23 protein-coding genes are annotated in these 22811 nt (G+C 69.7%); 6 read left to right on the forward strand and 17 right to left on the reverse strand.

The window, feature by feature from the left end:
• Position 1 precedes the first annotated feature (1 nt).
• On the reverse strand, positions 2-1444 hold the full coding sequence (locus EXU32_RS10435; RefSeq protein WP_130629849.1) for a serine/threonine-protein kinase: 1443 nt from the start codon (positions 1442-1444) through the stop codon (positions 2-4).
• A 238-nt stretch (positions 1445-1682) separates the two neighbouring features.
• Between EXU32_RS10435 and EXU32_RS17345 the strand changes: the two genes are divergently transcribed.
• Positions 1683-2156, forward strand: a complete 474-nt coding sequence (locus tag EXU32_RS17345; RefSeq protein ID WP_207233956.1) for a hypothetical protein — start codon at positions 1683-1685, stop codon at positions 2154-2156.
• A 65-nt stretch (positions 2157-2221) separates the two neighbouring features.
• On the opposite strand, the gene meaB is transcribed toward EXU32_RS17345, so the two are convergent.
• Complete coding sequence (meaB, locus tag EXU32_RS10445) at positions 2222-3184, reverse strand: methylmalonyl Co-A mutase-associated GTPase MeaB (protein ID WP_130629850.1); 963 nt, start codon at positions 3182-3184, stop codon at positions 2222-2224.
• Between the two features lie 2 nt (positions 3185-3186).
• Positions 3187-4386, reverse strand: a complete 1200-nt coding sequence (locus EXU32_RS10450) for an acetyl-CoA C-acetyltransferase (protein WP_130629851.1) — start codon at positions 4384-4386, stop codon at positions 3187-3189.
• A 220-nt stretch (positions 4387-4606) separates the two neighbouring features.
• Between EXU32_RS10450 and mce the strand changes: the two genes are divergently transcribed.
• Positions 4607-5038 (forward strand): methylmalonyl-CoA epimerase, encoded by a 432-nt coding sequence (gene mce / locus EXU32_RS10455; RefSeq protein ID WP_130629852.1) that lies wholly within the window; start codon positions 4607-4609, stop codon positions 5036-5038.
• A 159-nt stretch (positions 5039-5197) separates the two neighbouring features.
• The gene (gene ccrA / locus EXU32_RS10460) at positions 5198-6538 is read left to right on the forward strand and encodes a crotonyl-CoA carboxylase/reductase (RefSeq protein ID WP_130631154.1); all 1341 of its coding nucleotides are present in this window, start codon (positions 5198-5200) and stop codon (positions 6536-6538) included.
• Positions 6539-6737: 199 nt separating this feature from the next.
• Here the strand turns inward: ccrA and EXU32_RS10465 are convergent, their stop codons facing one another.
• From EXU32_RS10465 to EXU32_RS10475, 3 genes are all read right to left on the reverse strand, one after another.
• Positions 6738-8729 (reverse strand): ABC transporter ATP-binding protein, encoded by a 1992-nt coding sequence (locus EXU32_RS10465; protein ID WP_130629853.1) that lies wholly within the window; start codon positions 8727-8729, stop codon positions 6738-6740.
• Positions 8726-10459: an ABC transporter ATP-binding protein gene (locus EXU32_RS10470; protein WP_130629854.1), complete on the reverse strand. Its 1734-nt coding sequence runs from the start codon at positions 10457-10459 to the stop codon at positions 8726-8728. The genes EXU32_RS10465 and EXU32_RS10470 overlap by 4 nt, the downstream gene beginning before the upstream one ends.
• Before the next feature lie 129 nt (positions 10460-10588).
• A complete protein-coding gene (locus EXU32_RS10475; protein ID WP_130629855.1) occupies positions 10589-10873 on the reverse strand; it encodes a hypothetical protein in 285 nt (94 codons plus the stop codon).
• A gap of 74 nt (positions 10874-10947) precedes the next feature.
• Here EXU32_RS10475 and EXU32_RS10480 point away from each other — a divergent pair, with 74 nt between their 5' ends.
• Positions 10948-11514 (forward strand): DUF421 domain-containing protein, encoded by a 567-nt coding sequence (locus EXU32_RS10480; protein WP_242612756.1) that lies wholly within the window; start codon positions 10948-10950, stop codon positions 11512-11514.
• Positions 11515-11656: 142 nt separating this feature from the next.
• Here EXU32_RS10480 and EXU32_RS10485 read toward each other — a convergent pair whose 3' ends face one another.
• Complete coding sequence (locus tag EXU32_RS10485; RefSeq protein ID WP_130629856.1) at positions 11657-12865, reverse strand: 3-hydroxyacyl-CoA dehydrogenase NAD-binding domain-containing protein; 1209 nt, start codon at positions 12863-12865, stop codon at positions 11657-11659.
• A 107-nt stretch (positions 12866-12972) separates the two neighbouring features.
• Between EXU32_RS10485 and nucS the strand changes: the two genes are divergently transcribed.
• The gene (nucS, locus tag EXU32_RS10490) at positions 12973-13668 is read left to right on the forward strand and encodes an endonuclease NucS (protein ID WP_130629857.1); all 696 of its coding nucleotides are present in this window, start codon (positions 12973-12975) and stop codon (positions 13666-13668) included.
• A 9-nt stretch (positions 13669-13677) separates the two neighbouring features.
• Here nucS and EXU32_RS10495 read toward each other — a convergent pair whose 3' ends face one another.
• From EXU32_RS10495 to EXU32_RS10515, 5 genes are all read right to left on the reverse strand, one after another.
• A complete protein-coding gene (locus EXU32_RS10495) occupies positions 13678-14064 on the reverse strand; it encodes a hypothetical protein (protein WP_130629858.1) in 387 nt (128 codons plus the stop codon).
• Between the two features lie 23 nt (positions 14065-14087).
• Complete coding sequence (locus EXU32_RS10500; protein WP_130629859.1) at positions 14088-14351, reverse strand: hypothetical protein; 264 nt, start codon at positions 14349-14351, stop codon at positions 14088-14090.
• The gene (locus tag EXU32_RS10505; RefSeq protein WP_242612976.1) at positions 14348-16363 is read right to left on the reverse strand and encodes a protein meaA; all 2016 of its coding nucleotides are present in this window, start codon (positions 16361-16363) and stop codon (positions 14348-14350) included. Before EXU32_RS10505 ends, EXU32_RS10500 begins: the two co-directional genes overlap by 4 nt.
• A gap of 581 nt (positions 16364-16944) precedes the next feature.
• Complete coding sequence (locus EXU32_RS10510; protein ID WP_130629861.1) at positions 16945-18027, reverse strand: acyltransferase family protein; 1083 nt, start codon at positions 18025-18027, stop codon at positions 16945-16947.
• A 217-nt stretch (positions 18028-18244) separates the two neighbouring features.
• A complete protein-coding gene (locus tag EXU32_RS10515) occupies positions 18245-18583 on the reverse strand; it encodes an STAS domain-containing protein (RefSeq protein WP_242612977.1) in 339 nt (112 codons plus the stop codon).
• Between the two features lie 175 nt (positions 18584-18758).
• Between EXU32_RS10515 and EXU32_RS10520 the strand changes: the two genes are divergently transcribed.
• Positions 18759-19391 (forward strand): cob(I)yrinic acid a,c-diamide adenosyltransferase, encoded by a 633-nt coding sequence (locus EXU32_RS10520; protein WP_130629863.1) that lies wholly within the window; start codon positions 18759-18761, stop codon positions 19389-19391.
• 74 nt (positions 19392-19465) lie between these two features.
• Here EXU32_RS10520 and EXU32_RS10525 read toward each other — a convergent pair whose 3' ends face one another.
• The 5 genes from EXU32_RS10525 to atpD all read right to left on the reverse strand — a co-directional run bounded on the left by EXU32_RS10525 (position 19466) and on the right by atpD (position 22801).
• Positions 19466-19897: a DUF2550 family protein gene (locus EXU32_RS10525; RefSeq protein ID WP_130629864.1), complete on the reverse strand. Its 432-nt coding sequence runs from the start codon at positions 19895-19897 to the stop codon at positions 19466-19468.
• A 6-nt stretch (positions 19898-19903) separates the two neighbouring features.
• Positions 19904-20170, reverse strand: coding sequence for a F0F1 ATP synthase subunit epsilon (locus EXU32_RS10530; protein WP_130629865.1), 267 nt, complete (start codon positions 20168-20170; stop codon positions 19904-19906).
• Positions 20171-20244: 74 nt separating this feature from the next.
• A complete protein-coding gene (locus EXU32_RS10535) occupies positions 20245-20724 on the reverse strand; it encodes a DUF2752 domain-containing protein (protein WP_130629866.1) in 480 nt (159 codons plus the stop codon).
• A complete protein-coding gene (locus EXU32_RS10540; RefSeq protein ID WP_130629867.1) occupies positions 20721-21233 on the reverse strand; it encodes an NINE protein in 513 nt (170 codons plus the stop codon). The genes EXU32_RS10535 and EXU32_RS10540 overlap by 4 nt, the downstream gene beginning before the upstream one ends.
• 113 nt (positions 21234-21346) lie before the next feature.
• Positions 21347-22801, reverse strand: coding sequence for a F0F1 ATP synthase subunit beta (gene atpD, locus EXU32_RS10545; protein WP_130629868.1), 1455 nt, complete (start codon positions 22799-22801; stop codon positions 21347-21349).
• Positions 22802-22811 lie beyond the last annotated feature (10 nt).

Raw genomic sequence — 22811 nt, forward strand, 5'->3', positions numbered from 1 at the left:
GTCATCTGGTCATGCGGATGTGGCCGTCGATGCGGGTCAGATCGTAGGTGTGCTGCTCGACGCTGGTGTCCCGGCCCTTGGGCCGGTAGGTGAGGGTCACGGCGACCTCGCCGGACGCCTCGGCCACGCTGATGTCGCTCGTCGTGACCGAGTCGATGTCGCTCCAGAAGTCGTCATAACCCGCCCGGTTGGTCTGCCGCTCAGGTGCGAGCATCGCCCAGGCGGCGTCACGGTCGGATGTGACCGTCGAGAAGTAGTCCTCGACGAAGCGGCGCCCCTCGGCCTCGGTGATGGCGTCCTCGGACGTCGTGCCGGACGTCGTGCTGGACGTCGTGTCGGACGAGGTCGTCGAGGTCCCGCTCGTCGTCGTGCTGGTCGTCGTGGTCTCGGTGGTCCGGTCGGTGCCCGAGGCCCCCGTCGAGCCGTCAGAGCCGGCACCCCTGGACATGGCGAAGGCGATGCCCGCCACGAGCAGCGCGACCAGGCCGGCCACGAGGAGCACCCACAACCACCCGCCTCCCCGTCGCGGCGCCCCTTGCGCCGCCAGGGGATCCGGGTGGTGCTGGGCGGGAGCCGCGGCAGGCGCGGCCGCCGGCATCACGTGCGTGGCGGTGGCAGGAGCCCCACCCGTCCCTCCGGCAGCGATGCTCTCCAGCCGTCGCAAGGCCTGGGCCATCGAGCCACGACGGGTGGCGTCACGCGAGAGCATGTCCGCCAGCACGGGCTCGAGCTGACCGGCGCGGTCGGGCCGTCGTGGCGGGTGCGCGGCGATGCTGCGCAATGTCGCCAGTGCGTTGCCCTGGCTCGGGTAGGCGTCCTTGCCCTCGACCGCGAAGTAGATCGTGGCTCCGAGCGCCCAGACGTCTGCGGCCTCGCCGTGGTCGTCGCCGACGGCGACCTCCGGTGCCATGTAGCTCGGGGTGCCCGTCACGAGACCCGTCTGGGTCAGCTGGTCATCGGTCCCGGAGCGCGCGATGCCGAAGTCACCCAGCTTGGGCCGGCCGCCGCCGATGAGGACGTTGGCGGGCTTGACATCGCGGTGCACGATCCCGGCCTTGTGTGCCGCTGCCAGGGCACCGGCGAGCTGCGCGCCCAGGTCGGCAGCCCCCCTCGGAGTCATCGGTCCGCGCTCGCGGATCACGGAGGCCAGGGTGGGGCCGGCCACGTACTCCATGACCAGCCACGGAGTGCCCTCGTGCTCGGTGACGTCGTAGACGGCGACCACGTTGGGGTGGTTGAGCGCGGCCGCAGCCCGGGCCTCACGCATGGCGCGACGGGTCTCCCCTTCGCTCTCCCCGGGGAAGTCACCGATCTGCTTCACGGCGACCTGGCGACCCAGCACCGTGTCGCGGGCCAGCCAGACGATGCCCATCCCCCCACGCCCGATCGGCCGCACGGTCTCGTAGCGGTCGCCGATCAGCCCGGGTGTGGTGTCGTCAGTCATGTCCCGGCCAGCGTAGATGCTCGGTCCGTGAGCGGCACGTAGACTCCACCGCGCGGGCGATCGCCCGCTCCAGTCGCCACATCATGCAGGGGGATCCACCATGTCGTACCCAGCTCCGCCACCGCCTGGCGGTGCCGGCAACCCCAATCCGTACGCGGGGGCGCCGTATGGCTCAGGGGCGCCGTATGGCTCAGGGGCGCCGTATGGCTCAGGGGCGCCGTATGGCTCAGGGGGGCCGGTGGGCGTGCCGCCCAAGAAGGACAACACCCTCTGGTGGATCCTCGGCATCATCGCCGGCGTCGTGCTGCTCTGCTGCTGCGCCGGCGCCGGCGCGGTGGTCTGGGGCGCCAACCAGGCCGACGACTCGTACTCCGACTTCAGCTCCTCGATCAATGCCTCCGAGAGCGCCGATGCTGCCAGTGGGCTCGCGGTCAGCGAGGGCGGCTCCGTGGTCGTCGACGGCGCCTCGGTCCAGTCCGGCTGGAGCGTCACCTCCGATGACATCAGCGGCCTGACGGTGCGCAACGACAGCGGGACGAGTGACTCCTTCTACCTGACCTTCTACTTCATGAAGGACGGCAACGTCATCGACGACGTCAGCTGCACCACGACCTACCTCGATGCGGGAGCGACGGACTACTCGCCCACCTGCATCGGTGCGGTCTACGACGTCTCCGACGCCGACGAGATCCGCGTCCGCGAGGGCTACTGACCCAGCACGCACGACGAGCGCCGCCGGCCCCTCGGGGTCCGGCGGCGCTCGTCGTCGTCACCCCGTCAGACGCCGAGGGTGGTGAGCAGCTCCTCCGCCGCGGCGTAGGGGTCGCTCGCCCCGTCGACGACCTGTGCCGCGAGGGTCTGCAGAGTCCCGCCCGAGCCGAGATCGCCCATGCGGGCACGCAGCCGGGCGATGACCAGCGCCGTGATCTCGTCGCGCGCTCGAGCCGTACGGCGTTGCCGCAGCACGCCGCTCGTGGCGAGCCAGTCCAGGTGCCGAGCGATGGCATCGACGACCTCGTCGACGCCGGTGCCGTCGAGGGCCGCGGCCTTGACGACGGGGCGGCGCCAACCGCCCGGCGTCAGCCCCTCACCGAGCTGGATCATGTGCCGCAGGTCGCGGACGGTCGAGTCGGCGCCCTCGCGGTCGGCCTTGTTGACGACGAAGACGTCCCCGATCTCGAGGATCCCCGCCTTGGCCGCCTGGATGCCGTCGCCCATCCCGGGAGCGAGCAGCACGAGCGTCGTGTCGGCCGCGCCGGCGATCTCGACCTCGGACTGCCCGACGCCGACGGTCTCGACGAGGATCGTGTCGAAGCCGGCCGCGTCGAGCACCCGGATCGCCTGCGGCGTCGCCACGGACAGCCCACCGAGGTGTCCGCGGCTGGCGAGCGAGCGGATGTAGACGCCGGGGTCGCTCGCGGACTCGTTCATCCGGATGCGGTCCCCGAGGAGGGCACCGCCGGAGAAGGGGGATGACGGGTCGACCGCGAGGACGGCCACCCGCTGGTCCTGCTCGCGCAGTGCGCGCACGAGGGCATTGGTCGTCGTGGACTTGCCGACCCCGGGCGCCCCGGTGAGGCCGACGACGTGCGCTCCACCGGTGTGCGGCGCGAGGGCCGCCATCGCCTCCGGGAGCGCGGGGTGCTGGTCGTCGACGAGGGAGATCAGTCGCCCGACAGCGCGGGACGTCCCCGCCCTGGCTTCAGCGACCAGGGCGGGGACGTCGACGGTGCGGATCAAGCTCAGGCGCTCGGCACGCGGATGATCAGGGCGTCGCCCTGACCGCCACCGCCGCACAGGGCGGCCGCGCCGACGCCGCCACCGCGACGCTTGAGCTCGTGCGCGAGGGCGAGGGTGATGCGGGCGCCCGACATGCCGAGCGGGTGTCCCATCGCGATCGCGCCACCGTTGGGGTTGACCTGCTCGTCGGACAGACCGAGCTGCTTGGCCGAGGACAGGCCGACAGCGGCGAAGGCCTCGTTGATCTCGACGACGTCGAGGTCGGACACGGAGATGCCCTCCTTCTTGACGGCCGCCTCGATGGCGTTGGCCGGCTGGGCCTGCAGGGTCGAGTCCGGGCCGGCGACGACGCCGTGGGCGCCGATCTCGGCGAGCCAGGTCAGACCGAGCTCCTGCGCCTTGGTCTTGCTCATCACGACGACCGCGGCAGCACCGTCGGAGATCTGCGAGGCAGAGCCGGCGGTGATGGTGCCGTCCTTGGCGAAGGCGGGACGCAGCTTGCCCAGCGACTCGGCCGTGGTGTCGGCACGCACGCCCTCGTCCGTGGCGAAGACGATCGGGTCGCCCTTGCGCTGCGGGATCTCGACCGGGACGACCTCGTCGGCGAACTTGCCGTCGGCCCAGGCCTTGGCGGCCTTCTGGTGGCTCGCGGCGGCGAAGGCGTCCTGCTCCTCGCGCGTGAACTCGGAGTTCTCGGCGTTCTTGCTCTCGGTCAGCGAGCCCATCGCTTGGTCGGTGATGATGTCGTAGAGGCCGTCGTGGGCCATCGAGTCCTTGAGCTTGGTGTCGCCGTACTTGATGCCCTCGCGGCTCTTGGGGAGCAGGTGGGGGGCGTTGGTCATCGACTCCTGGCCACCGGCGACGACGACGTCGAACTCACCGGCGCGGATCAGCTGGTCGGCCAGGGCGATCGCGTCGATGCCCGAGAGGCAGACCTTGTTGACGGTCAGCGCCGGCACGTCCTTGGGGATGCCGCCCTTGATCGCGGCCTGGCGGGCGGGGATCTGGCCCTCACCCGCGGTGAGCACCTGACCCATGATCACGTAGTCGACGTCCTCGCCGTTGACGCCGGCCTTCTCCAGGGCGCCCTTGATGGCGATGCCGCCGAGGTCGGATCCGGAAAAGCCCTTGAGGGAGCCGCTCATGCGGCCCATCGGGGTGCGGGCGCCGGCGACGATGACGGACACGGGACGGTCAGACATGTGGATTCCTCCAACATTCGTGGGGTGCGCGCGCCCGGCAGGACGTCGCGGCTCTTGTGTCTCACCCTAGCGACGAGGACGAAGGGAGGGCAGTGCCTCCCTTCGTGGTGGACACCACAGCGCGGCCCGGCGTGCCGGACCTCGGCCCGGCCGGACCGGGTGTGCAGGACCACAGGCGAAGGGGGCGCGCGCGCCCCCTTCGCCTCTCTAGGCTGCCGCCATGACTGATCTCTTCACTGCCATCGACCACGTGGGCGTGGCCGTCCCCGACCTCGACGAGGCGATCGCCTTCTACCGCGACGTCTACGGCATGGAACTCGCCCACGAGGAGACCAACGAGGAGCAGGGCGTGCGCGAGGCGATGATGCGCGTCGGCGACTCCGGCTCCTGCATCCAGCTGCTCGCCCCGCTCTCCCCCGAGTCGACGATCGCGAAGTTCCTCGACCGCAGCGGGCAGGGCATGCAGCAGCTCGCCTACCGGGTCGAGGACATCGACGCCGTCTGCGCGACTCTGCGCGAGCGCGGCCTGCGGCTGCTCTACGACACCCCCAAGCGGGGCACGAGCAACTCCCGGGTCAACTTCATCCACCCCAAGGACGCCCGCGGCATCCTCGTGGAGCTCGTCGAGCCCGCTGCGGACGCCGGGCACTGACCCCTTCGCCCGGCGCCGAGGTGTTGCCGGGCACCACGATCTCGCGTGTGAACTGAGTCATGACACCGCTCACCTCGGCGTCATGACGACCTAGGTTGCACGCAACGCACGCCCCTGACCCTTCCCCCCACGAGGCCGAGGAGCCCACTTCACATGGCAATCGACCAGATCCGCGACGCGATCCTCTCCGGTGACCGCAGCGAAGAGACCTACACCAACCTGCCCCTGCCGGACACCTACCGCGCGACCACCGTCCACAAGGACGAGGTCGAGATGTTCAAGGGTCTGGCCAGCCGCGACAAGGACCCGCGCAAGTCCCTGCACCTGGACGACGTGCCGATCCCGGAGCTCGCCCCCGACGAGGCGCTCGTCGCCGTCATGGCCAGCGCGATCAACTTCAACACCGTGTGGACCTCGATCTTCGAGCCCGTCTCCACCTTCGGCTTCCTCGAGCGGTACGGCAAGCTGAACAAGTACTCCAAGCGCCACGACCTGCCGTACCACATCGTCGGCTCCGACCTCTCCGGCGTCGTCCTGCGCACCGGTGAGCACGTGTCGAAGTGGAAGCCGGGCACCGAGGTCGTCGCCCACTGCCTGTCCGTCGAGCTCGAGGACGCTGACGGCCACGACGACACGATGATGGACCCGCAGCAGCGCATCTGGGGCTTCGAGACCAACTTCGGCGGCCTCGCCGAGCTGGCCATCGTCAAGGCCAACCAGCTGATGCCCAAGCCGGACCACCTCACCTGGGAGGAGTCCGCCTCCCCCGGTCTGGTCAACTCCACCGCCTACCGTCAGCTGATCTCCAAGAACGGTGGCGCCCTCAAGCTCGGCGACCGCGTCCTGATCTGGGGCGCCTCCGGCGGTCTGGGCTCCTACGCCGTCCAGATGGCCCTCGCTGCCGGCGCCACCCCGGTCTGCGTCGTCTCCTCCCCCGAGAAGGCCGAGATCTGCCGCGCCATGGGCGCCGAGCTGATCATCGACCGCCGTGCGGAGGACTACAAGTTCTGGAACGAGGACAACACCGAGCAGAACCCCAAGGAGTGGAAGCGCCTGGGCAAGAAGATCCGTGAGCTCACCGGCGGCCACGACGTCGACATGGTCTTCGAGCACCCGGGTCGCGAGACCTTCGGCGCCTCGGTCTACGTCACCCGCAAGGGCGGCAAGATCGTCACCTGCGCGTCGACCTCGGGCTACATGCACGAGTACGACAACCGCTACCTGTGGATGAACCTCAAGCGGATCATCTCCAGCCACTTCGCCAACTACCGCGAGTCGTGGGAGGCCAACGAGCTGATCAACCGCGGCCTCGTGCACCCGACCCTGAGCCGCACCTACAAGCTCGAGGAGGTCGGCCAGGCCACTCTCGACGTGCACCACAACAAGCACCAGGGCAAGGTCGGCGTGCTCACCCTCGCCCCCGAGGCCGGCCTGGGCGTCACCAACCCGGAGAAGCGCGCGAAGTTCGAGAAGCAGATCAACCGCTTCCGCGACAACTGATCACCGCCTGATCCGACGAAGGGGGGTCCCGCCGGCTCGAGCCGGTGGGGCCCCTTCGTCATGTCACCTCCGGTCGAAGGGGGGTGGCTGCGCCCGCCGAAGTCCTTCGTTCGCTGGTCGCTCCCGTTGTCGTTCCCGACTTCGGCTTGATGTGCGCAGCCATCCCCCTTCGCCCTTCGTCGCGACGGGGTCAAGGGGGTCAGGCCAGGCTGACCGAGGTGTCCAGCTCGTTGACGGCCGCGGTGAACTGGCTGCGGTAGAGCCGCGCATACGCGCCGTCAGCCGCGAGCAGCCCCTCGTGCGTGCCCTGCTCGGCGATGTGCCCGTCCTCCATGACGACGATCAGGTCCGCGTCGCGGATCGTCGAGAGCCGGTGGGCGATGACGAAGCTCGTCCGGTCGCCGCGCAGCGCCGCCATCGCCTGCTGCACGAGGCGCTCGGTGCGGGTGTCCACCGAGCTGGTCGCCTCGTCGAGGATGAGCAGGCTGGGGTCGGCGAGGAAGGCGCGGGCGATCGTGACCAGCTGCTTCTCGCCGGCGGAGATGTTGCCCCCTTCGTCGTCGAGGTGGGTGTCGTACCCGCGTGGGAGCGAGTGGACGAAGCGGTCGACGTAGGTCGCCTCCGCCGCCGCCCGCACCTGCTCCGGGGTGGCACCGGGACGCCCGTAGGCGATGTTGTCGCCGATGGTCCCCGCGAAGAGCCAGGTGTCCTGCAGGACCATGCCCGTGCGCGAGCGAAGGTCCGCCCGGGACATCTGCGTGATGTCGATGCCGTCGATCGTGATCCGGCCCGAGTCCAGCTCGTAGAAGCGCATGATCAGGTTGACCAGGGTGGTCTTGCCGGCGCCGGTCGGACCGACGATGGCGACCATCTGCCCCGGCTCGACGACGAGGTTGAGTCCTTCGATGAGCGGACGGGCGGGGTCGTAGCGGAAGGAGACGTCCTCGAAGACGACCCGCCCGTGACCCTCGCCGGTGCCCGCGGGACCAGTCGGGTCGGCCACCTGCTCGGGGGCGTCGAGCACCTCGAAGACCCGCTCCGCGGAGGCCACGCCTGACTGCATGAGGTTGGCCATCGAGGCGACCTGCGTGAGCGGCTGGGTGAACTGGCGGGAGTACTGGATGAAGGCCTGGACGTCGCCGAGCGTCATCGTGCCGGACGCCACGCGCAGACCACCGATGACGGCGATGATCACGTAGTTGAGGTTCCCGACGAACATCATCGCCGGCATGATGATGCCGCTGACGAACTGCGCGCCGAAGCCGGCCGCCCGCAGTTCCTCGTTGCGCTCGGCGAAGGCGGCGTCGACCTCGGCCTGGCGACCGAAGACCTTGACGAGCGAGTGGCCCGTGTAGGTCTCCTCGATGACCGAGCTGAGCTCACCGGTGGACTTCCACTGCTGGACGAAGTGCCCCTGGCTGCGCTTGCCGATCGCTGCCGTGAGCGCGATCGAGATCGGGATGCTCACGAGGGCGATGACGGCGAGCAGCGGCGAGATCCAGATCATCATCGAGACCATCGCCACGACCGTGATGAGGCTCGTCAGCAGCTGGCTGAGCGTCTGCTGCAGCGACTGCGCGACGTTGTCGATGTCGTTGGTGACCCGGCTGAGCAGCTCGCCGCGCGGCTGCTGGTCGAAGTAGGGCAGGGGCAGGCGGTGCAGCTTGGCCTCGACCTGGGCGCGCAGGTCGAAGACGACCTGGTTGACCGCGCCCACGATGACGCGCCCCTGGACCCAGGAGAGGAGCGCTGCGACGACGTAGAGACCGAGGGCCAGCAGCAGGATCCGGCCGATCGTACCGAAGTCCATGCCCTGCCCGGGCACGAGGTAGGGCATCGAGGCGATCATGTCGGCCTGCTTGCCCTCGCCCGTCGCGCGCAGCTGCTCGACGACGGTGGGCAGCGGGACACCTGCAGGCAGCTTCGAGCCGATCCAGCCGGCGAAGATGTGGTCGGTGGCCCGGGCAAGGATGAGCGGCCCGACCGCACTCATCGCGACGGAGACGATGGTCAGCACGATCGCGGTCAGCACCCGGGTGCGCTCCGGCCGCAGCCGCGCGACGAGCCGCTTGGCCGAGGGGAGGAAGTTCTTCGACTTCTCCCCCGGCGTCCCGGCGGACATGGGGCCACGCCGCGGCGGCCCCCTTCGTGCCTGGGCCGCCTTCTCCTCGGCGGTGGGGACCTCGCTCATGCTGCCTCCTCCCGTGCTGCTTGGCTCTCGACGATCTCGACATAGGTCGGGCAGCTCGCGAGGAGCTCCTCGTGGGTGCCGTCGCCGACGACCCGGCCGTCGTCGAGGACGACGATGTGGTCGGCGTCGATGATCGAGGACACCCGTTGTGCGACGACGAGGACGACGCTGTCGGCGACCACGGGACGAAGGGCGGCGCGCAGCCTGGCATCGGTCGTCAGGTCGAGCGCCGAGAAGGCGTCGTCGAGCAGGTAGATCGCCGGGCGACGCACGAGGGCCCGCGCGATGGACAGACGCTGCCGCTGACCGCCCGAGAGGTTGGTGCCGCCCTGGGCGATCGGCGAGTCGAGACCCAGCTCGAGGTCGCGCACGAAGTCCTCGGCCTGGGCGATCCGCAGCGCGTCCCAGAGCTCGTCGTCGCTCGCCTCCGGCCGCCCCTGACGCAGGTTGGTGGCGATGGTGCCGGTGAAGAGGAAGGGCTTCTGCGGGACGACGGCGATGGTGCCCCACAGCGCGTCGGGGTCGAGCTCGCGCACGTCGACGCCGCCGACGAGCACGCGCCCGCCGGTCACGTCGTGCAGCCGAGGCACGAGGTCGAGCAGGGTGGTCTTGCCCGCGCCGGTCGAGCCGATGATCGCCGTGGTGCGCCCGGGCTGGGCCCGCAGGCTCACGTCGCACAGCACCGGCGAGTCGGCGCCCGGGTAGGAGAACTCGACGTCCTCGAGCACCACGTCGGGACGGGCCTGCGCCATCGGCAGCGGGTCGCTCGGCGGCACGACGCTGGACCGGGTCGAGAGCACCTCGTCGATGCGTCCGGCCGAGACGGCGGCGCGCGGGATCATCATCGACATGAAGGTCGCCATCATCACCGACATGAGGATCTGCATGAGATACGTCATGAAGGCCGTCATGGACCCGATCTGCATCTGGCCGCTGTCGATGCGCTGGGCGCCGAACCACAGGACCGCGACGGTCGAGAGGTTGAGGATGACCATGACGATCGGGAAGGCGAGCGACATCAGGCGGCCGACCGCGATCGCCGACCCCGTGTACTCGGTGTTGGCCACCTCGAAGCGCTCGCGCTCGCTCCCTTCGCGCACGAAGGCCCGCACCACGCGCACCCCGGTGATCTGCTCACGCAGGATCCGGTTGACCGTGTCGACGCTGGTCTGCATGCGTCGGAAGTTGGGGATCATCGCCCGGATGACCAGGCCGACCGAGACGGCGAGCAGCGGCACCGCGACGGCCACGAGCCAGCTGAGACCGACGTCCTCGCGCAGCGCCATGATGACGCCGCCGATCATCATCATCGGCGCGGTGACCATCATTGTCAGCGCCACGTTGGTGACCAGCTGCACCTGGGTGACGTCGTTGGTCGTCCGCGAGATGAGCGTCGGCGCCCCGAAGCGGGCGACCTCTTGGGCGCTGAAGCTGCCCACTCGCGAGAACACGGCGGCTCGCAGCCGGGCGGCCATGCCGGCGGACAGGCCGGCGCCGATCCAGGTCGCGGCGATGGTGGTGATGATCTGCAGGACGGAGACCGCGAGCATCAGCCCGCCGTGGCCCACGATGTAGCTGGTGTTGCCGGTCGCGACACCGTTGTCGATGATCTCGCCGTTGAGGCTGGGCAGGTAGAGGGAGGCGAGGGTCGCGGTCAGTTGCAGGACGAGCAGCGTCGCGACCCGGCCGCCGGTGCCGCTGAGGTGGTTGCGGACGAGGCGTAGGAGCACTCGATGATTGTTGCACCGTGCAGGCTTCTGCCCAACCGGATTGCCCGCCGGTCCCTGAGGAGGCCAGTCCGCGACCTCGACCACCGATCCCTGAGGAGGCCGCCCGCGGCCGTCACGAAGGGAGGACCCTCACCGTCCGTAGCGCCCCTGGTCGCGGGCCTGCCAGCACCGCGAGTGCCAGTGCCGACGGTCGTCCGCTCCCCCGAGTCCGTCGTCGGGCCAGACCACGACGTGCGGGGTGCCCGGCTGGATCTCGTGGGTGCACCCCGGGCAGGTGTAGACGCGCGTCGACGTCTGCCCGGTCAGCCGGCGCACGATCCATGCCCGCCCCATCCACGTCTCCCGCGTCTGCGGGGAGCCTCCGAGAGCGAGCGGACGGTGCTCGTCCCGACGGCGGCGGTTGGACCTGGGCATGGGTCCAGTCTCGCAAATGTCCTGAGGCACCATGGGCCACGCCGCTGACTCACCTGACGGATCGAGGACCCCCCGTGTACGACCTGCTCTGGATCAGCCCGCTCGAGGCCCTGGCCGTGGCGACCGCCACGTCGGGGATGTACCTCGCGATGGTGGTGCTGGTGCGCATCCTGGGTCAGCGCGTGCTGTCGGGCATGTCCAGCTTCGACCTCATCGCCGTCATCGGCTTCGGCTCGATCATCGGGCGGGCGGCCCTCGGTCAGGCACCCGTGCTCGGCGGGGGCTTGGTGGCGCTGGTGACGCTCGTCGTCGTCCAGGGGCTCTTCGGGATGCTGCGCCGTCGTGGGTGGGTCCAGCACGCCGTCGTCAACGCTCCGGTCCTGCTCATGGCCGGGCCCCGCGTCATCGAGGAGCACATGCGCCGCTGCCACGTGCTGCCCGGGGAGCTCCAGTCCCGTCTGCGGCTGGCCGGTGTCAGCCGATACGAACAGGTCGTGGCAGTGATCTTCGAGCCCTCAGGCACGATCAGCGTCCTGCGCCGCGGCGAGCAGATCGATCCGCTGCTGCTCAGCGGCGTCGTCGGCGCCGCCCTGGTCCCTGAGGACCTGCTGATCGACCGTCCCCATCCGCCCTCGGAGTGAGACAGGGCGGGCTGGCCGGGACGAACTGGGCCGGACCGTCCTCGGTACCCGGGTCCAGGCTGTGCACACACAAGGGACTCCCGGTGCAATCTGTGGCGGAGTCCGCCACGAGATGCACCAGGAGTCCCTCGTGTGATCAGGCTCAGTAGGAGCGGAAGCCCTCACCGGTCTTGCGACCGAGCTTGCCCGCAGCAACGACCTCGCGCAGCAGCGGCGCGGGGGTCAGGGACTCGTGCTCGAACTCGGCGAGCAGCTCCTCCTCGATGGCCAGGGCCACGTCGTTGCCGACGACGTCGAGGAGCGCGAAGGGACCCATCGGGTAGCCGTAGTGCTCGGTGATGGCGCCGTCGATGACGTCCAGCTCGGCGCCGTCCTCGTGCGCCTTGATGGCGTCGTTGAGGTAGGGGAAGAGCAGCGCGTTGACGATGAAGCCGGAGCGGTCGGCGCAGCTGACGGCGACCTTGCGGGTGCTGCGGCACAGGTCCTGGACGGTGTCGAGGACGTCCTGGCCGGTGCTCGGGTGGTTGATGACCTCGACGAGCTTCATCACCGGTGCCGGGTTGAAGAAGTGCATGCCGACGACGTCCTGCGGGCGCTTGGTCTGCGCCGCGAGGTCGGCGATGGACAGCGACGAGGTGGTCGTGGCGAGCACGGCGCCGGGCTTGCAGATGCGGTCCAGGTCGGCGAAGAGCTGGTTCTTGATGCCGATCTCCTCGGCGATGGCCTCGACGACGATGTCGACGTCACCGAGCGCCTCGCGCTCGGTGGAGCCGGTGAGGCGGCCGAGGATCGCGTCGGCGTCACCCTGCTCGAGCCGGCCCTTGGTGACCTGACGGCCGAGGTTCTTGGCGATCTTGGCGGCGACGGCGTCGATCTTGTCCTGGCTGCGCGCGATGTAGGTGACGGGGAACCCGTTGGCGGCGAAGACCTCGATCATGCCGGTCGCCATCGTGCCGGAGCCGACGACACCGACGGTCTTGATCGGGCGGGCGTCGCCCTGGCCGGTCTTGGCGGGGGTGAGCTCGTCGTCGACGACCTCGTCGCCCTCGTAGGTGTAGAAGCCCTTCCCGGCGGCCTTGCCGGTGCGCCCCTCGGAGATCAGCCGCTCGATGGCGGGGTTGGGCTGGTGGCGCGGGTCGCCGGTCTCGGCGAACCGAGCGGCCAGCGCGTCGCGGACGCTCTCGAGACCGAGCTCGTCGATGACGGTGAGGGGGCCCTTGGGCAGGCCGCAGCCGAACCGCATGCCGTTGTCGACGTCCTCACGGGACGCGTACTTCTCCTCGAACATCGAGGCGGCGTGGTTCAGGTACGGGAAGACGAGGGCGTCGGCGAGGGCGCGGGAGTCAGACATGACAGGCACTATCGCAGTCCGGATGACCCGCTGGTAGGGGTTCGCGGCGTGACGGTCCGCACAGGACGATCACGACACAATTCCCTTGTGCGCGTAGGGTCTGCGGGGTGCGAGTGGTGATTGCGACCTGCAGCGTCGATTACGAGGGGCGGCTGAACGCCCACCTGCCCCTGGCGACCCGTCTGCTCATCGTCAAGGCGGACGGATCGGTGCTGATCCACAGTGACGGCGGCTCCTACAAGCCGCTGAACTGGATGGCGCCCCCGTGCTCCATGGCCGAGATCGAGCCGGACGAGACCGAGGTCACCGAGGGGGTGACCGCAGTGTGGAATGTGCAGCACGCCAAGAACGAGGACCGCCTGCGGGTGAAGCTCCACGAGATCCACCACGACTCGGCCCACGAGCTGGGCGTCGATCCCGGCCTGGTCAAGGACGGCGTCGAGGCCCACCTGCAAAAGCTGCTGGCCGAGCACATCGAGACCCTCGGCGACGGCTACACCCTGGTGCGCCGCGAGTACATGACGGCCATCGGCCCGGTCGACATCCTCGCCAGGGACGCGAAGGGGGTCTCCGTCGCCATCGAGATCAAGCGCCGCGGCGAGATCGACGGCGTCGAGCAGCTCACCCGCTACCTCGAGCTGATGAACCGCGACCCCGGGCTGCGTCCCGTCACGGGGGTCTTCGCCGCCCAGGTCATCAAGCCGCAGGCCCGCACGCTCGCCGAGGACCGCGGCATCCGTTGCGTCACCCTCGACTACGACGAGCTCAAGGGCATCGACACGAGCATGCACCGCCTCTTCTAGAGAGCGGGCTCAGTCCAGCTCCATCCTCACGAACGCTCCCTGAGGAGGGCGCTCAGCGCCCCTCCTCACGACCGCTCCCTGAGCAGGGCGCTCAGCGCCCGTCTCGAAGGGCGTCTCCCCCGCCCCCTCGGAGGTCAGGACGAGCACCGTCTCACCGCGGTGCAGGTCGGCGATCTCCCCCAGCACGACCCTGCCCGGCGTGGGCTCGGCGAGCCCGGGCTCGTCCTCCAGCGGCACGTCGAGCGTCTGCGCCAGCCGACCACCGACATCATCAGCGGGTGCCCGCACGACAGCCAGCACCCGCTCACCGGCGAGGGCTGCGACGAGCTCGTCGGCTCCCTTCGCGTCACGGGGTGAGGCGGCGACCAGCAGGATCGCCGGGCAGTGCAGGGGCATACCTCGAGACTAGACCCGCCGGGTCAGACCAGGCTGAGGGCCAGCCCGATCGCGCACGGGATCATCGTGACGATGGCCCCGAGACCACTCCCCCTCGTCGCGGGCGAAGGGAGGAGGAGCAGCAGGCAGCTGACCGCGGCGATGATGCCGATCGCGACCAACCCGCCGAGCGCGAGGTCAGCGAGGACCCCCGTCAGCAGCAGCGCGAGGAGGGTCCACACGATCGCCGCGGCAGGGACCGCCGCGACCGCGTGGCCCCAGGAGACCGATCGGCCCCGGCCGCTCACGCGTCCGTGGTCTCGAGCGCGGGCAGGCCCCTGTTGTCGCGGATGATGTCGAGGAAGCGCCCCATGATCTCGTTGAGGCCGAAGTCCTTGGGCGTGAAGACCGCCGCCACCCCCATCTCGCGCAGCTTGGCCGCGTCCGACTCGGGGATGATGCCGCCGACGATGACCGGGATGTCGCCCGCGCCCTGTGCCTTCAGGCCCTCGATCACGTCGGGGACGAGCTCCATGTGCGAGCCGGAGAGGATCGAGACGCCGACGAGGTCGACGTCCTCGGCCACGGCGGCAGAGACGATCTGGTCGGGGGTCAGGCGGATGCCCTGGTAGATGACCTCGAAGCCGGCGTCACGCGCCCGCACCGCGATCTGCTCGGCGCCGTTGGAGTGGCCGTCCAGGCCCGGCTTGCCCACGAGCACGCGCAGGCTGCCACCGAGCTCTTCGCTGGTGGCCCGGACCCGGTCGCGCACTGCGGCGAGGTCCGCGGACCCGCCGGAGGCGACGCCCACGGAGCCGGAGACACCGGTCGGTGCGCGGAACTCGCCGAAGACCTCGCGCAGGGCCTGGGCCCACTCGCCGACGGTGACACCCGCGCGGGCGCAGACCATGGACGCCTCGAAGAGGTTGTCCGTGGTGGCCGCGATCTCCTTGAGCCGCTCCAGCGAGTCCGTGGCCGCCTTGGCGCCCTCCGGGTCGGCGTCGCGCTGGGTGCGCCAGGCGCGCACGGCCTCGATGGCCTTGGCCTCCACGTCCGCGTCGACCGTCTGGATCGCCGTGTCGAGGTCGGCGGTCAGCGGATTGGGCTCGGTGGTCTCGAACTTGTTGACGCCGACGACGATGTCCTCGCCAGCCTCGATGCGCTGACGGCGCAGGGAGTGGCTCGCGACGAGGGCGTTCTTCATGTACCCCGACTCGACGGCCGGGACGGCGCCGCCCATGTCCTGGATGCGCTCGATCTCGGCCTTGGCGCCCTCGACCAGCTCGGCGACCTTCTTCTCCACGACGGGCGAGCCGGCGAAGAGGTCGTCGTACTCGAGCAGGTCGGACTCGAAGGCCAGGACCTGCTGCAGGCGCAGCGCCCACTGCTGGTCCCACGGGCGCGGCAGGCCGAGGGCTTCGTTCCACGCGGGGAGCTGCACCGCGCGGGCGCGGGCGTCCTTGCTCAGGGTGACCGCGAGCATCTCGAGGACGATCCGCTGGACGTTGTTCTCCGGCTGCGCCTCGGTCAGGCCCAGGCTGTTGACCTGGACGCCGTAGCGGAACCGGCGCTGCTTGGCGTCGGTGACGCCGTAGCGCTCGCGGCAGATCTCGTCCCACAGCTCGACGAAGGCGCGCATCTTGCACATCTCCTCGACGAAGCGCACCCCGGCGTTGACGAAGAAGGAGATGCGGGCGACGACCTTGCCGAACTCCTCCTCAGGCACCCGGCCGGAGTCGCGGACGGCGTCGAGGACCGCGAGCGCGGTCGACATGGAGTAGGCGATCTCCTGGACGGGGGTCGCCCCCGCCTCCTGCAGGTGGTAGCTGCAGATGTTGATCGGGTTCCACTTGGGGATCTCGTTCACCGTGTAGGTGACCATGTCGGTGATCAGCCGCATCGAGGGAGCCGGCGGGAAGACATAGGTCCCGCGGCTCAGGTACTCCTTGATGATGTCGTTCTGCGTCGTGCCGGCCAGGCGCGCGCGCACCTCGGCCGGGTCCTGGCCGGCGGCCTCGGCCTGCTCCTCGGCGGCGACCTGGTACATCGCGAGCATGTACATCGCGACCGCGTTGATCGTCATCGAGGTGTTCATCTCGTCCAGCGGGATCTGGTCGAAGAGACGGCGCATGTCCCCGATGTGGCTGATCGGCACGCCGACCTTGCCGACCTCACCGCGGCTGAGCACGTGGTCGGGGTCGTAGCCGGTCTGCGTGGGCAGGTCGAAGGCCACGGACAGACCGGTCTGGCCCTTGGCCAGGTTGCGGCGGTAGAGCTCGTTGGACGCCGCGGCACTGGAGTGCCCGGCATAGGTGCGCATCACCCAGGGGCGGTCACGCTCGGGGCGCGCAGCCTCGGCTGCAGGGGTGGGGGCATCGATGCTGTCGGCCATGGTGGCAAGTTACCCTCGCGCCGCCTTGTGTCACAGGCCTGTCCGCGGTGAATACCGCCACACCGCCCGCCACCCCTCCCCGCGCCCAGTCCCTCGCGCCCCAGTCCCTCGCGCCCCAGACCCCGGTGGAGGTAAACGCGCGGACGAATCGTCAGCGAGTCGGCATCCACTCCCGATGACCGAGACCCGGATGGAGGTATACGCGCGGACGACTCGTCGGCGAGTCGACATCCACCCAGGACGAAGGGAGATCCCCGCGCCTCCTCCCCCGGTCGCCTTGGAGAGTGCCCACCGCGCCCGCGCCCCGGCCCCGGGTGGAGGTAAACGCGCGGACGAATCGTCAGCGAGTCGGCATCCACTCCCGATGACCCAGACCCGGATGGAGGTATACGCGCGGACGACTCGTCGGCGAGTCGACATCCACCCAGGACGAAGGGAGATCCCCGCGCCTCCTCGCGCCTCCTCCCCCGGTCACCTCGAAGGGAGCAGCCTCCAGCGCCCGAGGGGAGTCACCCGATCCGGTCGGTCACCAGCCCCATGACCCGCTCGATCGGTCCCTTGCCGATCACCTGCCACCACGCCCAGCAGGCCAGCACGGTGACGACGAGGATCCCTCCCCCGTAGGCGAGCCAGTGCTCGTACGGCGCTCGAGGGTCCCCGACCCGCTGCGCGATGGCGATGAGGCCGACGTGCAGGACGTAGCAGGTCAGCGCCATGGCGCCAGCAGCACGGACCGGCGCCAGCGCGGTCACCGCGGGTTGCAGCACGGACGAGCGGGCGGCCAGGACGATGATCCCCAGCGCGGTGCCGGTCAGCGCGACGTCGAGGAGGGCGTCGGGCACCCCTCCCGAGACGACCTCGCTCACCCCCAGGCCGTGGCCGAGCAGCCGCAGGACGATGACAGCGGCACCGGCGATCACTGCGACGCCGATGCTGATCAGTGCCGTGCGGACCGTGAGCCGGTACCGGGCGAGCAGCACCCCCGCCAGGACGAAGGGGAGCAGGCTCACCACCCGATAGTGGGTGGACAGCACGAACCACTGGAGCACCTGGTCGACCCACGCAGTGCTGTACACGCGAGCCGGGTCGAGCCCCGCACGCGCGGCGGAGTTGACCCAGGGTCCGACGGCGAAGGTCACGACGGTGGTCGCGGCCAGCGCCGGCACGGGCAGCAGCGCGAGCGGCGAGGCGACCACGAGCGTCGCGCCGAGGGACATCAGGACGATGGCGACGAAGGTGCCGAGCTGCTGGAGCAGCACGCCGATGCCGATCAGGATGAGACCGCGGACGAGGTTGCGGGCGACGAAGGTGGCGCCGACCAACCGGTGGCTGCCCCGGGTGAGGACGATCCCGGCCGAGATCCCCATGACCGTCGCGAAGAGCGGGGAGGCCACGTTGTTGACGACGAGCAGCGCGACCGTGACGAGCGTCGAGTCCACAGGCGCCCAGACCCGGACGTGGGCGATGACCATGCACACGATCGCCACGCCCCGGACGAGATCGACCGCTGGGTCCCGCCGGCGCTCCCACGGGTAGGCCACGTGGTCGCGGTCGATCTGGGTCGCGCTGAGACGCGCGGTCTGCTGGCTCACTGTGCCGCCGGTCGGGTCTGGCCGAAGTCTAGGACGTGGCCCGCCGCCCCGCTCCTTGTCGTTCGAGAGCGCCCCAAGCCCGGGTGGAGGTCAACGCGCGGACAAATCCTCGGCGAGTCGGCATCCACTCCCAATGACCGAGACCGGGGTGGAGGTCAACGCGCGGACGAATCCTCGGCGAGTTGGCATCCACCCAGGACGAAGGGAGGATCCGGAGTCAGCCCGCCAGCGAGGGCCGCAGCCGGCTCGGCGCGGGAGAGTCGTCGAGGAGGCGCACGAGACCGGCTCGTCGCAGCAGCCGGGTGGTCCGCTCGTCGGCACCGGTGAAGCGCAGCCGGCGACCTGCACGGGCGGCGCGGGCGTGCGCTCCGACGAGCGTCGCGAAGCCGACCTGGTCCACGACGGTCGAGTCCGAGATGTCGACGAGCAGCTCGCTGCCCTCGCGGATCGCGGTCACGAAGCCCTGTCGTAGGTCGGCGCTGTGCCGCAGGTCGAAGGGCACGTGCACTCGCACTCGGGTGGCCCCTACGCCACCCACCGGCGTCAGCGCGGTCATTGCGCTCAAGACGGTCACCTGCTTCCCCTGGCTGCTGCGTCCGTTGTCATCCAGTGTGACGGGGGTGACACGCGAGCGCACCCACCTCGCAATCACGATGTGATCACACGATGACCAGCGTCCGGTCACGGACGTGCCACCGACCCGTCACCAGGGCTCTGCCACGATGGGTCCCATGGTCAACCTGACGAAGATCTACACCCGCACCGGCGACGAGGGCACGACCGCGCTCGGTGACTTCAGCCGGACCTCCAAGACCGACTCCCGACTGCAGGCCTACGCCGACACCAACGAGGCCAACGCGGTCATCGGGGTGGCCGTCGCGACCGGAGGCCTGGAGGAGGATCTCGTCGGCACGCTGACGCGTGTGCAGAACGACCTCTTCGACGTCGGCGCGGACCTGTGCACCCCCCTTCTCGCCAATCCCGAGTACCCGCCGCTGCGGGTCAAGCAGGAGTGGATCGACGAGCTCGAGGCCGACTGCGACGAGTACCTCACGCGGGTGGAGAAGCTGCGCTCCTTCATCCTCCCCGGCGGCACCGCCGGCTCGGCCCACCTGCACCACGCGACGACCGTGGTGCGTCGGGCCGAGCGCTCGGCCTGGGCAGCCCGTGAGGAGTACGGCACCGAGGTCGCCGACGAGCGGGGCGTGGGCGGCATCAACCCCCTGACCACGACCTACCTCAACCGGCTCTCGGACCTGCTCTTCATCCTCGCCCGCGTCGCCAACCTCTCAGTGGGCGGCGACGTCCTGTGGCAGCCGGGCGGCGGCCGCGAGGACCGACCCGAGAAGTCCGCACGACCTTAAGGAAATGCGCACGTCCTGGCACGACCTCAAGGAAATGCGCACGTCCTGGCACGACCTCAAGGACATGCGGTGGGTCAGGTGACGTTGACCCCACGGCCGGGCGGGGCCGACTCGAGCCAGGAGCGCACGGCCGGGTAGATCTTGGGCTCGAGCGCGAGATCGGCCAGATCGCCCGACGACCCGGAGAGCGTCAGGGAGACGGCGGACATCAGCCCGGGGATCGAGACCAGCTCGGTGGACGGCGTGGAGATGTCCAGGCCCTCACGGGACCACGACATCGTCGGGCTGGTGGTCATCCCGCTGACGCTGAACCAGTCGAGCTGACCGGAGCTCAGACGCAACAGCCCGAGTCGCCATCGATGCGACCCGGGCAGTCGGACGGCACAGGGACTGACTGGGCCATGTGCGGAGAGGGCTCGACGGCGCAGCCAGAGGAGCACCAACCAGAGCGCGACGACCAGACACCCTGCAAGGAGGACCACCTCCACCACCTGCAGGGTCGACATGATGGATCAGGCCTTGACCGGAGCCTGGACGGTCTCGGCGACGATCGTCACGTTGTCGTGGTCGACCGACAGGAAGCCACCATCGATGGTCGCGGTCTGGTCGCCCTCAGCGGAGTGGATGACGACGTCACCCTCGATGAGGACGCCGAGCAGCGGGGTGTGACCTGGCAGGATGCCGATCTCGCCCTCGGTGCTGCGGGCACGGACCATGGAGGCCTCGCCGGACCAGACCTTGCGGTCGGCGGCGACGAGTTCAACATTGAGGGAGCTCACGGTGGGGATCCTTCGTCTCGGTAGAGCGGCAGGCTCTCATGGTAGCCCGCCGCGCTGATGGGTCCGCGCACGCCTCAGGCGACGACGAGCGCGAAGTAGTCCTGGCCGATCCCGATGCTGACCATGCGGATCGCGGAGTAGCCCAGCCACAGTCCCATCACGACCATGAGGACCTTGGGGTTGAGCTGGTCGAAGAGTCTCTCGGTGGGTTGTCGCCGCACCAGAGCCACGGCCGTGTAGACGACCAGCCCGGCTGCAGCTGCCATGGCCAACGGCCCGAAGAGGTTGTACTCGAAGGCCGTCGCCACGTCGCCGTGCGCCAGGTGCACCCACGAGCGGGTCATCCCGCAGCCCGGGCAGGGCAGCCCGGTGAGGATGCGCAGGATGCAGGTGGGCTCCCCCGAGTCCACGGACGGCACCGGCCAGACCCGCGCCACGATCAGCCCGACGAGGCTGATCAGCGCAAGCACCGGGACGATGGCCCGCTGCCCGAGGCTGATGCCTCGGGCGAGGTGGACCCGGCGCTCGGCCGGCGGGGCGGTCGGGACGGTCATCGCAGGGGGCGCCCGTCGACGTCGACCATCTTGCGCATCACCACGAAGATGACGTCGATGATCGTCCAGATGCCCATGCCACCACAGGTGATGAGCTTGAGGATGCCCAAGCCCGTCTGGCCGAGGTAGAAGCGGTCGACGCCGAAGCCGCCGACGAAGATCGACAGCAGGAGCGTGGTCATCCACTCACGGCTGGAGAAGAGACCGGGCACCTGGGAGGCGGGGAACCAGTTGGCCTGGCCCTCACCACGCACCGGGCTGTCGCCCTTGAGCTGGCCGTTGGTCGCCATGGCCGCGAGGTCGCCGATCCCGTAAGGCCCGTACTCCTGGCCCATGACGTTGAGGTGGTAGCGCCCGCTGGCCGGCTGCTGGACGGGTGCCGGCTGGTACCCGCCCTGGGGGCCCTGCTGAGGCTGGCCCTGCTGCTGGTAGCCGCCCTGCGGCTGACCGGGCGGGGGCGGCGGACCCTGCGGGCCCGGCGCGTTGTACTGCTCGCCAGAGTTCGTCATGGCGCCAGTGTAGGTGCGCGGCCCGGCGGCACCCCAATGCCGTCCGGACGAAGGGAGCGGCCGCCCCCTTCGTGACGAAGGGAGCGGCCGCAGCCGTGCACGTGATCGTGGGATCAGAGGTTCTTCTGGATCTCCGCCCACTGGCGCTCGACGTCGTCGAGGCCACCACACATGAAGAAGGCCTGCTCGGCGACGTGGTCGTACTCGCCGTCACAGATCTTGGTGAACGCCTCGATGGTGTCCGGCAGGGACACGGTCGAGCCCTCGATGCCGGTGAACTGCTTGGCGACGTAGGTGTTCTGCGACAGGAAGCGCTGGATGCGACGGGCGCGGTTGACGAGGATCTTGTCCTCCTCGGACAGCTCGTCGATACCGAGGATCGCGATGATGTCCTGCAGCTCCTTGTTCTTCTGCAGGATCTGCTTGACGCGCACCGCGGTGGTGTAGTGGTCCTCCGCGATGTAGCGACGGTCGAGGATGCGGCTCGTCGAGGTGAGCGGGTCCACGGCCGGGTAGATACCCATGGACGCGATCTCACGGTTGAGCTCGGTCGTCGCGTCGAGGTGGGCGAAGGTGGTCGCCGGCGCCGGGTCGGTGTAGTCGTCGGCGGGGACGTAGATCGCCTGCATCGAGGTGATCGAGTGACCACGCGTCGAGGTGATCCGCTCCTGGAGCGTGCCCATCTCGTCGGCGAGGGTCGGCTGGTACCCCACGGCGGAGGGCATGCGGCCCAGCAGCGTGGAGACCTCGGACCCGGCCTGCGTGAAGCGGAAGATGTTGTCGATGAAGAGCAGCACGTCCTGACCCTGCACATCGCGGAAGTACTCCGCCATGGTCAGGGCGGACAGGGCCACGCGCAGACGCGTGCCCGGCGGCTCGTCCATCTGGCCGAACACCAAGGCGGTCTGACCGAGGACGCCGGCCTCTTCCATCTCGACCATGAGGTCGTTGCCCTCACGGGTGCGCTCGCCGACACCGGCGAAGACGGAGACACCACCGTGGTTGCGGGCAACACGCGCGATCATCTCCTGGATGAGCACGGTCTTGCCGACCCCGGCACCTCCGAAGAGGCCGATCTTGCCACCCTGCACGTAGGGCGTCAGGAGGTCGATGACCTTGATGCCGGTCTCGAACATGGCGGTCTTGGACTCGAGCTGGTCGAATGCCGGGGCCTGGCGGTGGATGCCCCAGCGCTCGGTGACCTCGAGGGTCTGGCCCTCCTCGAGGTTGAGGCAGTCGCCGGTCGCGTTGAAGACCTTGCCGAGGGTGACATCGCCGACGGGCACCGAGATGGGGCCCCCGGTGTCCTGCACGGCGGCACCGCGGACCAGGCCGTCGGTGGGCTGGAGGGAGATGGCGCGGACCATGTTGTCGCCGATGTGCTGGGCGACCTCAAGGTTCAGGTTGCGGCCGACCCCGTCCAGGGTGACCTCGGTGGTGAGCAGGTTGTACTGCTCGGGCATGGTGTCAGCGCCGAACTCGACGTCGACGACCGGGCCGATGACGCGGGTGATGCGTCCGACCCCGCCTGTGGTGGTGGTGGTGTCTTCGGTGACGGTGGCAGTCATCTGTTCTCTC

The sequence above is a fragment of the Janibacter limosus genome, assembly GCF_004295485.1.
Lineage (GTDB): Bacteria > Actinomycetota > Actinomycetes > Actinomycetales > Dermatophilaceae > Janibacter > Janibacter limosus_A.

What these genes read in the sequence shown, in the direction of transcription:
- EXU32_RS10435 (WP_130629849.1), bottom strand. Translation starts at nt 1,444, where the DNA reads ATGACTGACGACACCACACCCGGGCTGATCGGCGACCGCTACGAGACC.
- EXU32_RS10450 (WP_130629851.1), bottom strand. Translation starts at nt 4,386, where the DNA reads ATGTCTGACCGTCCCGTGTCCGTCATCGTCGCCGGCGCCCGCACCCCG.
- mce (WP_130629852.1), top strand. Translation starts at nt 4,607, where the DNA reads ATGACTGATCTCTTCACTGCCATCGACCACGTGGGCGTGGCCGTCCCC.
- EXU32_RS10465 (WP_130629853.1), bottom strand. Translation starts at nt 8,729, where the DNA reads ATGAGCGAGGTCCCCACCGCCGAGGAGAAGGCGGCCCAGGCACGAAGG.
- EXU32_RS10475 (WP_130629855.1), bottom strand. Translation starts at nt 10,873, where the DNA reads ATGCCCAGGTCCAACCGCCGCCGTCGGGACGAGCACCGTCCGCTCGCT.
- EXU32_RS10485 (WP_130629856.1), bottom strand. Translation starts at nt 12,865, where the DNA reads ATGTCTGACTCCCGCGCCCTCGCCGACGCCCTCGTCTTCCCGTACCTG.
- EXU32_RS10495 (WP_130629858.1), bottom strand. Translation starts at nt 14,064, where the DNA reads ATGCCCCTGCACTGCCCGGCGATCCTGCTGGTCGCCGCCTCACCCCGT.
- EXU32_RS10505 (WP_242612976.1), bottom strand. Translation starts at nt 16,363, where the DNA reads ATGCGCACCTATGCCGGGCACTCCAGTGCCGCGGCGTCCAACGAGCTC.
- EXU32_RS10515 (WP_242612977.1), bottom strand. Translation starts at nt 18,583, where the DNA reads ATGACCGCGCTGACGCCGGTGGGTGGCGTAGGGGCCACCCGAGTGCGA.
- EXU32_RS10520 (WP_130629863.1), top strand. Translation starts at nt 18,759, where the DNA reads ATGGTCAACCTGACGAAGATCTACACCCGCACCGGCGACGAGGGCACG.
- EXU32_RS10525 (WP_130629864.1), bottom strand. Translation starts at nt 19,897, where the DNA reads ATGTCGACCCTGCAGGTGGTGGAGGTGGTCCTCCTTGCAGGGTGTCTG.
- EXU32_RS10535 (WP_130629866.1), bottom strand. Translation starts at nt 20,724, where the DNA reads ATGACCGTCCCGACCGCCCCGCCGGCCGAGCGCCGGGTCCACCTCGCC.
- EXU32_RS10540 (WP_130629867.1), bottom strand. Translation starts at nt 21,233, where the DNA reads ATGACGAACTCTGGCGAGCAGTACAACGCGCCGGGCCCGCAGGGTCCG.
- atpD (WP_130629868.1), bottom strand. Translation starts at nt 22,801, where the DNA reads ATGACTGCCACCGTCACCGAAGACACCACCACCACCACAGGCGGGGTC.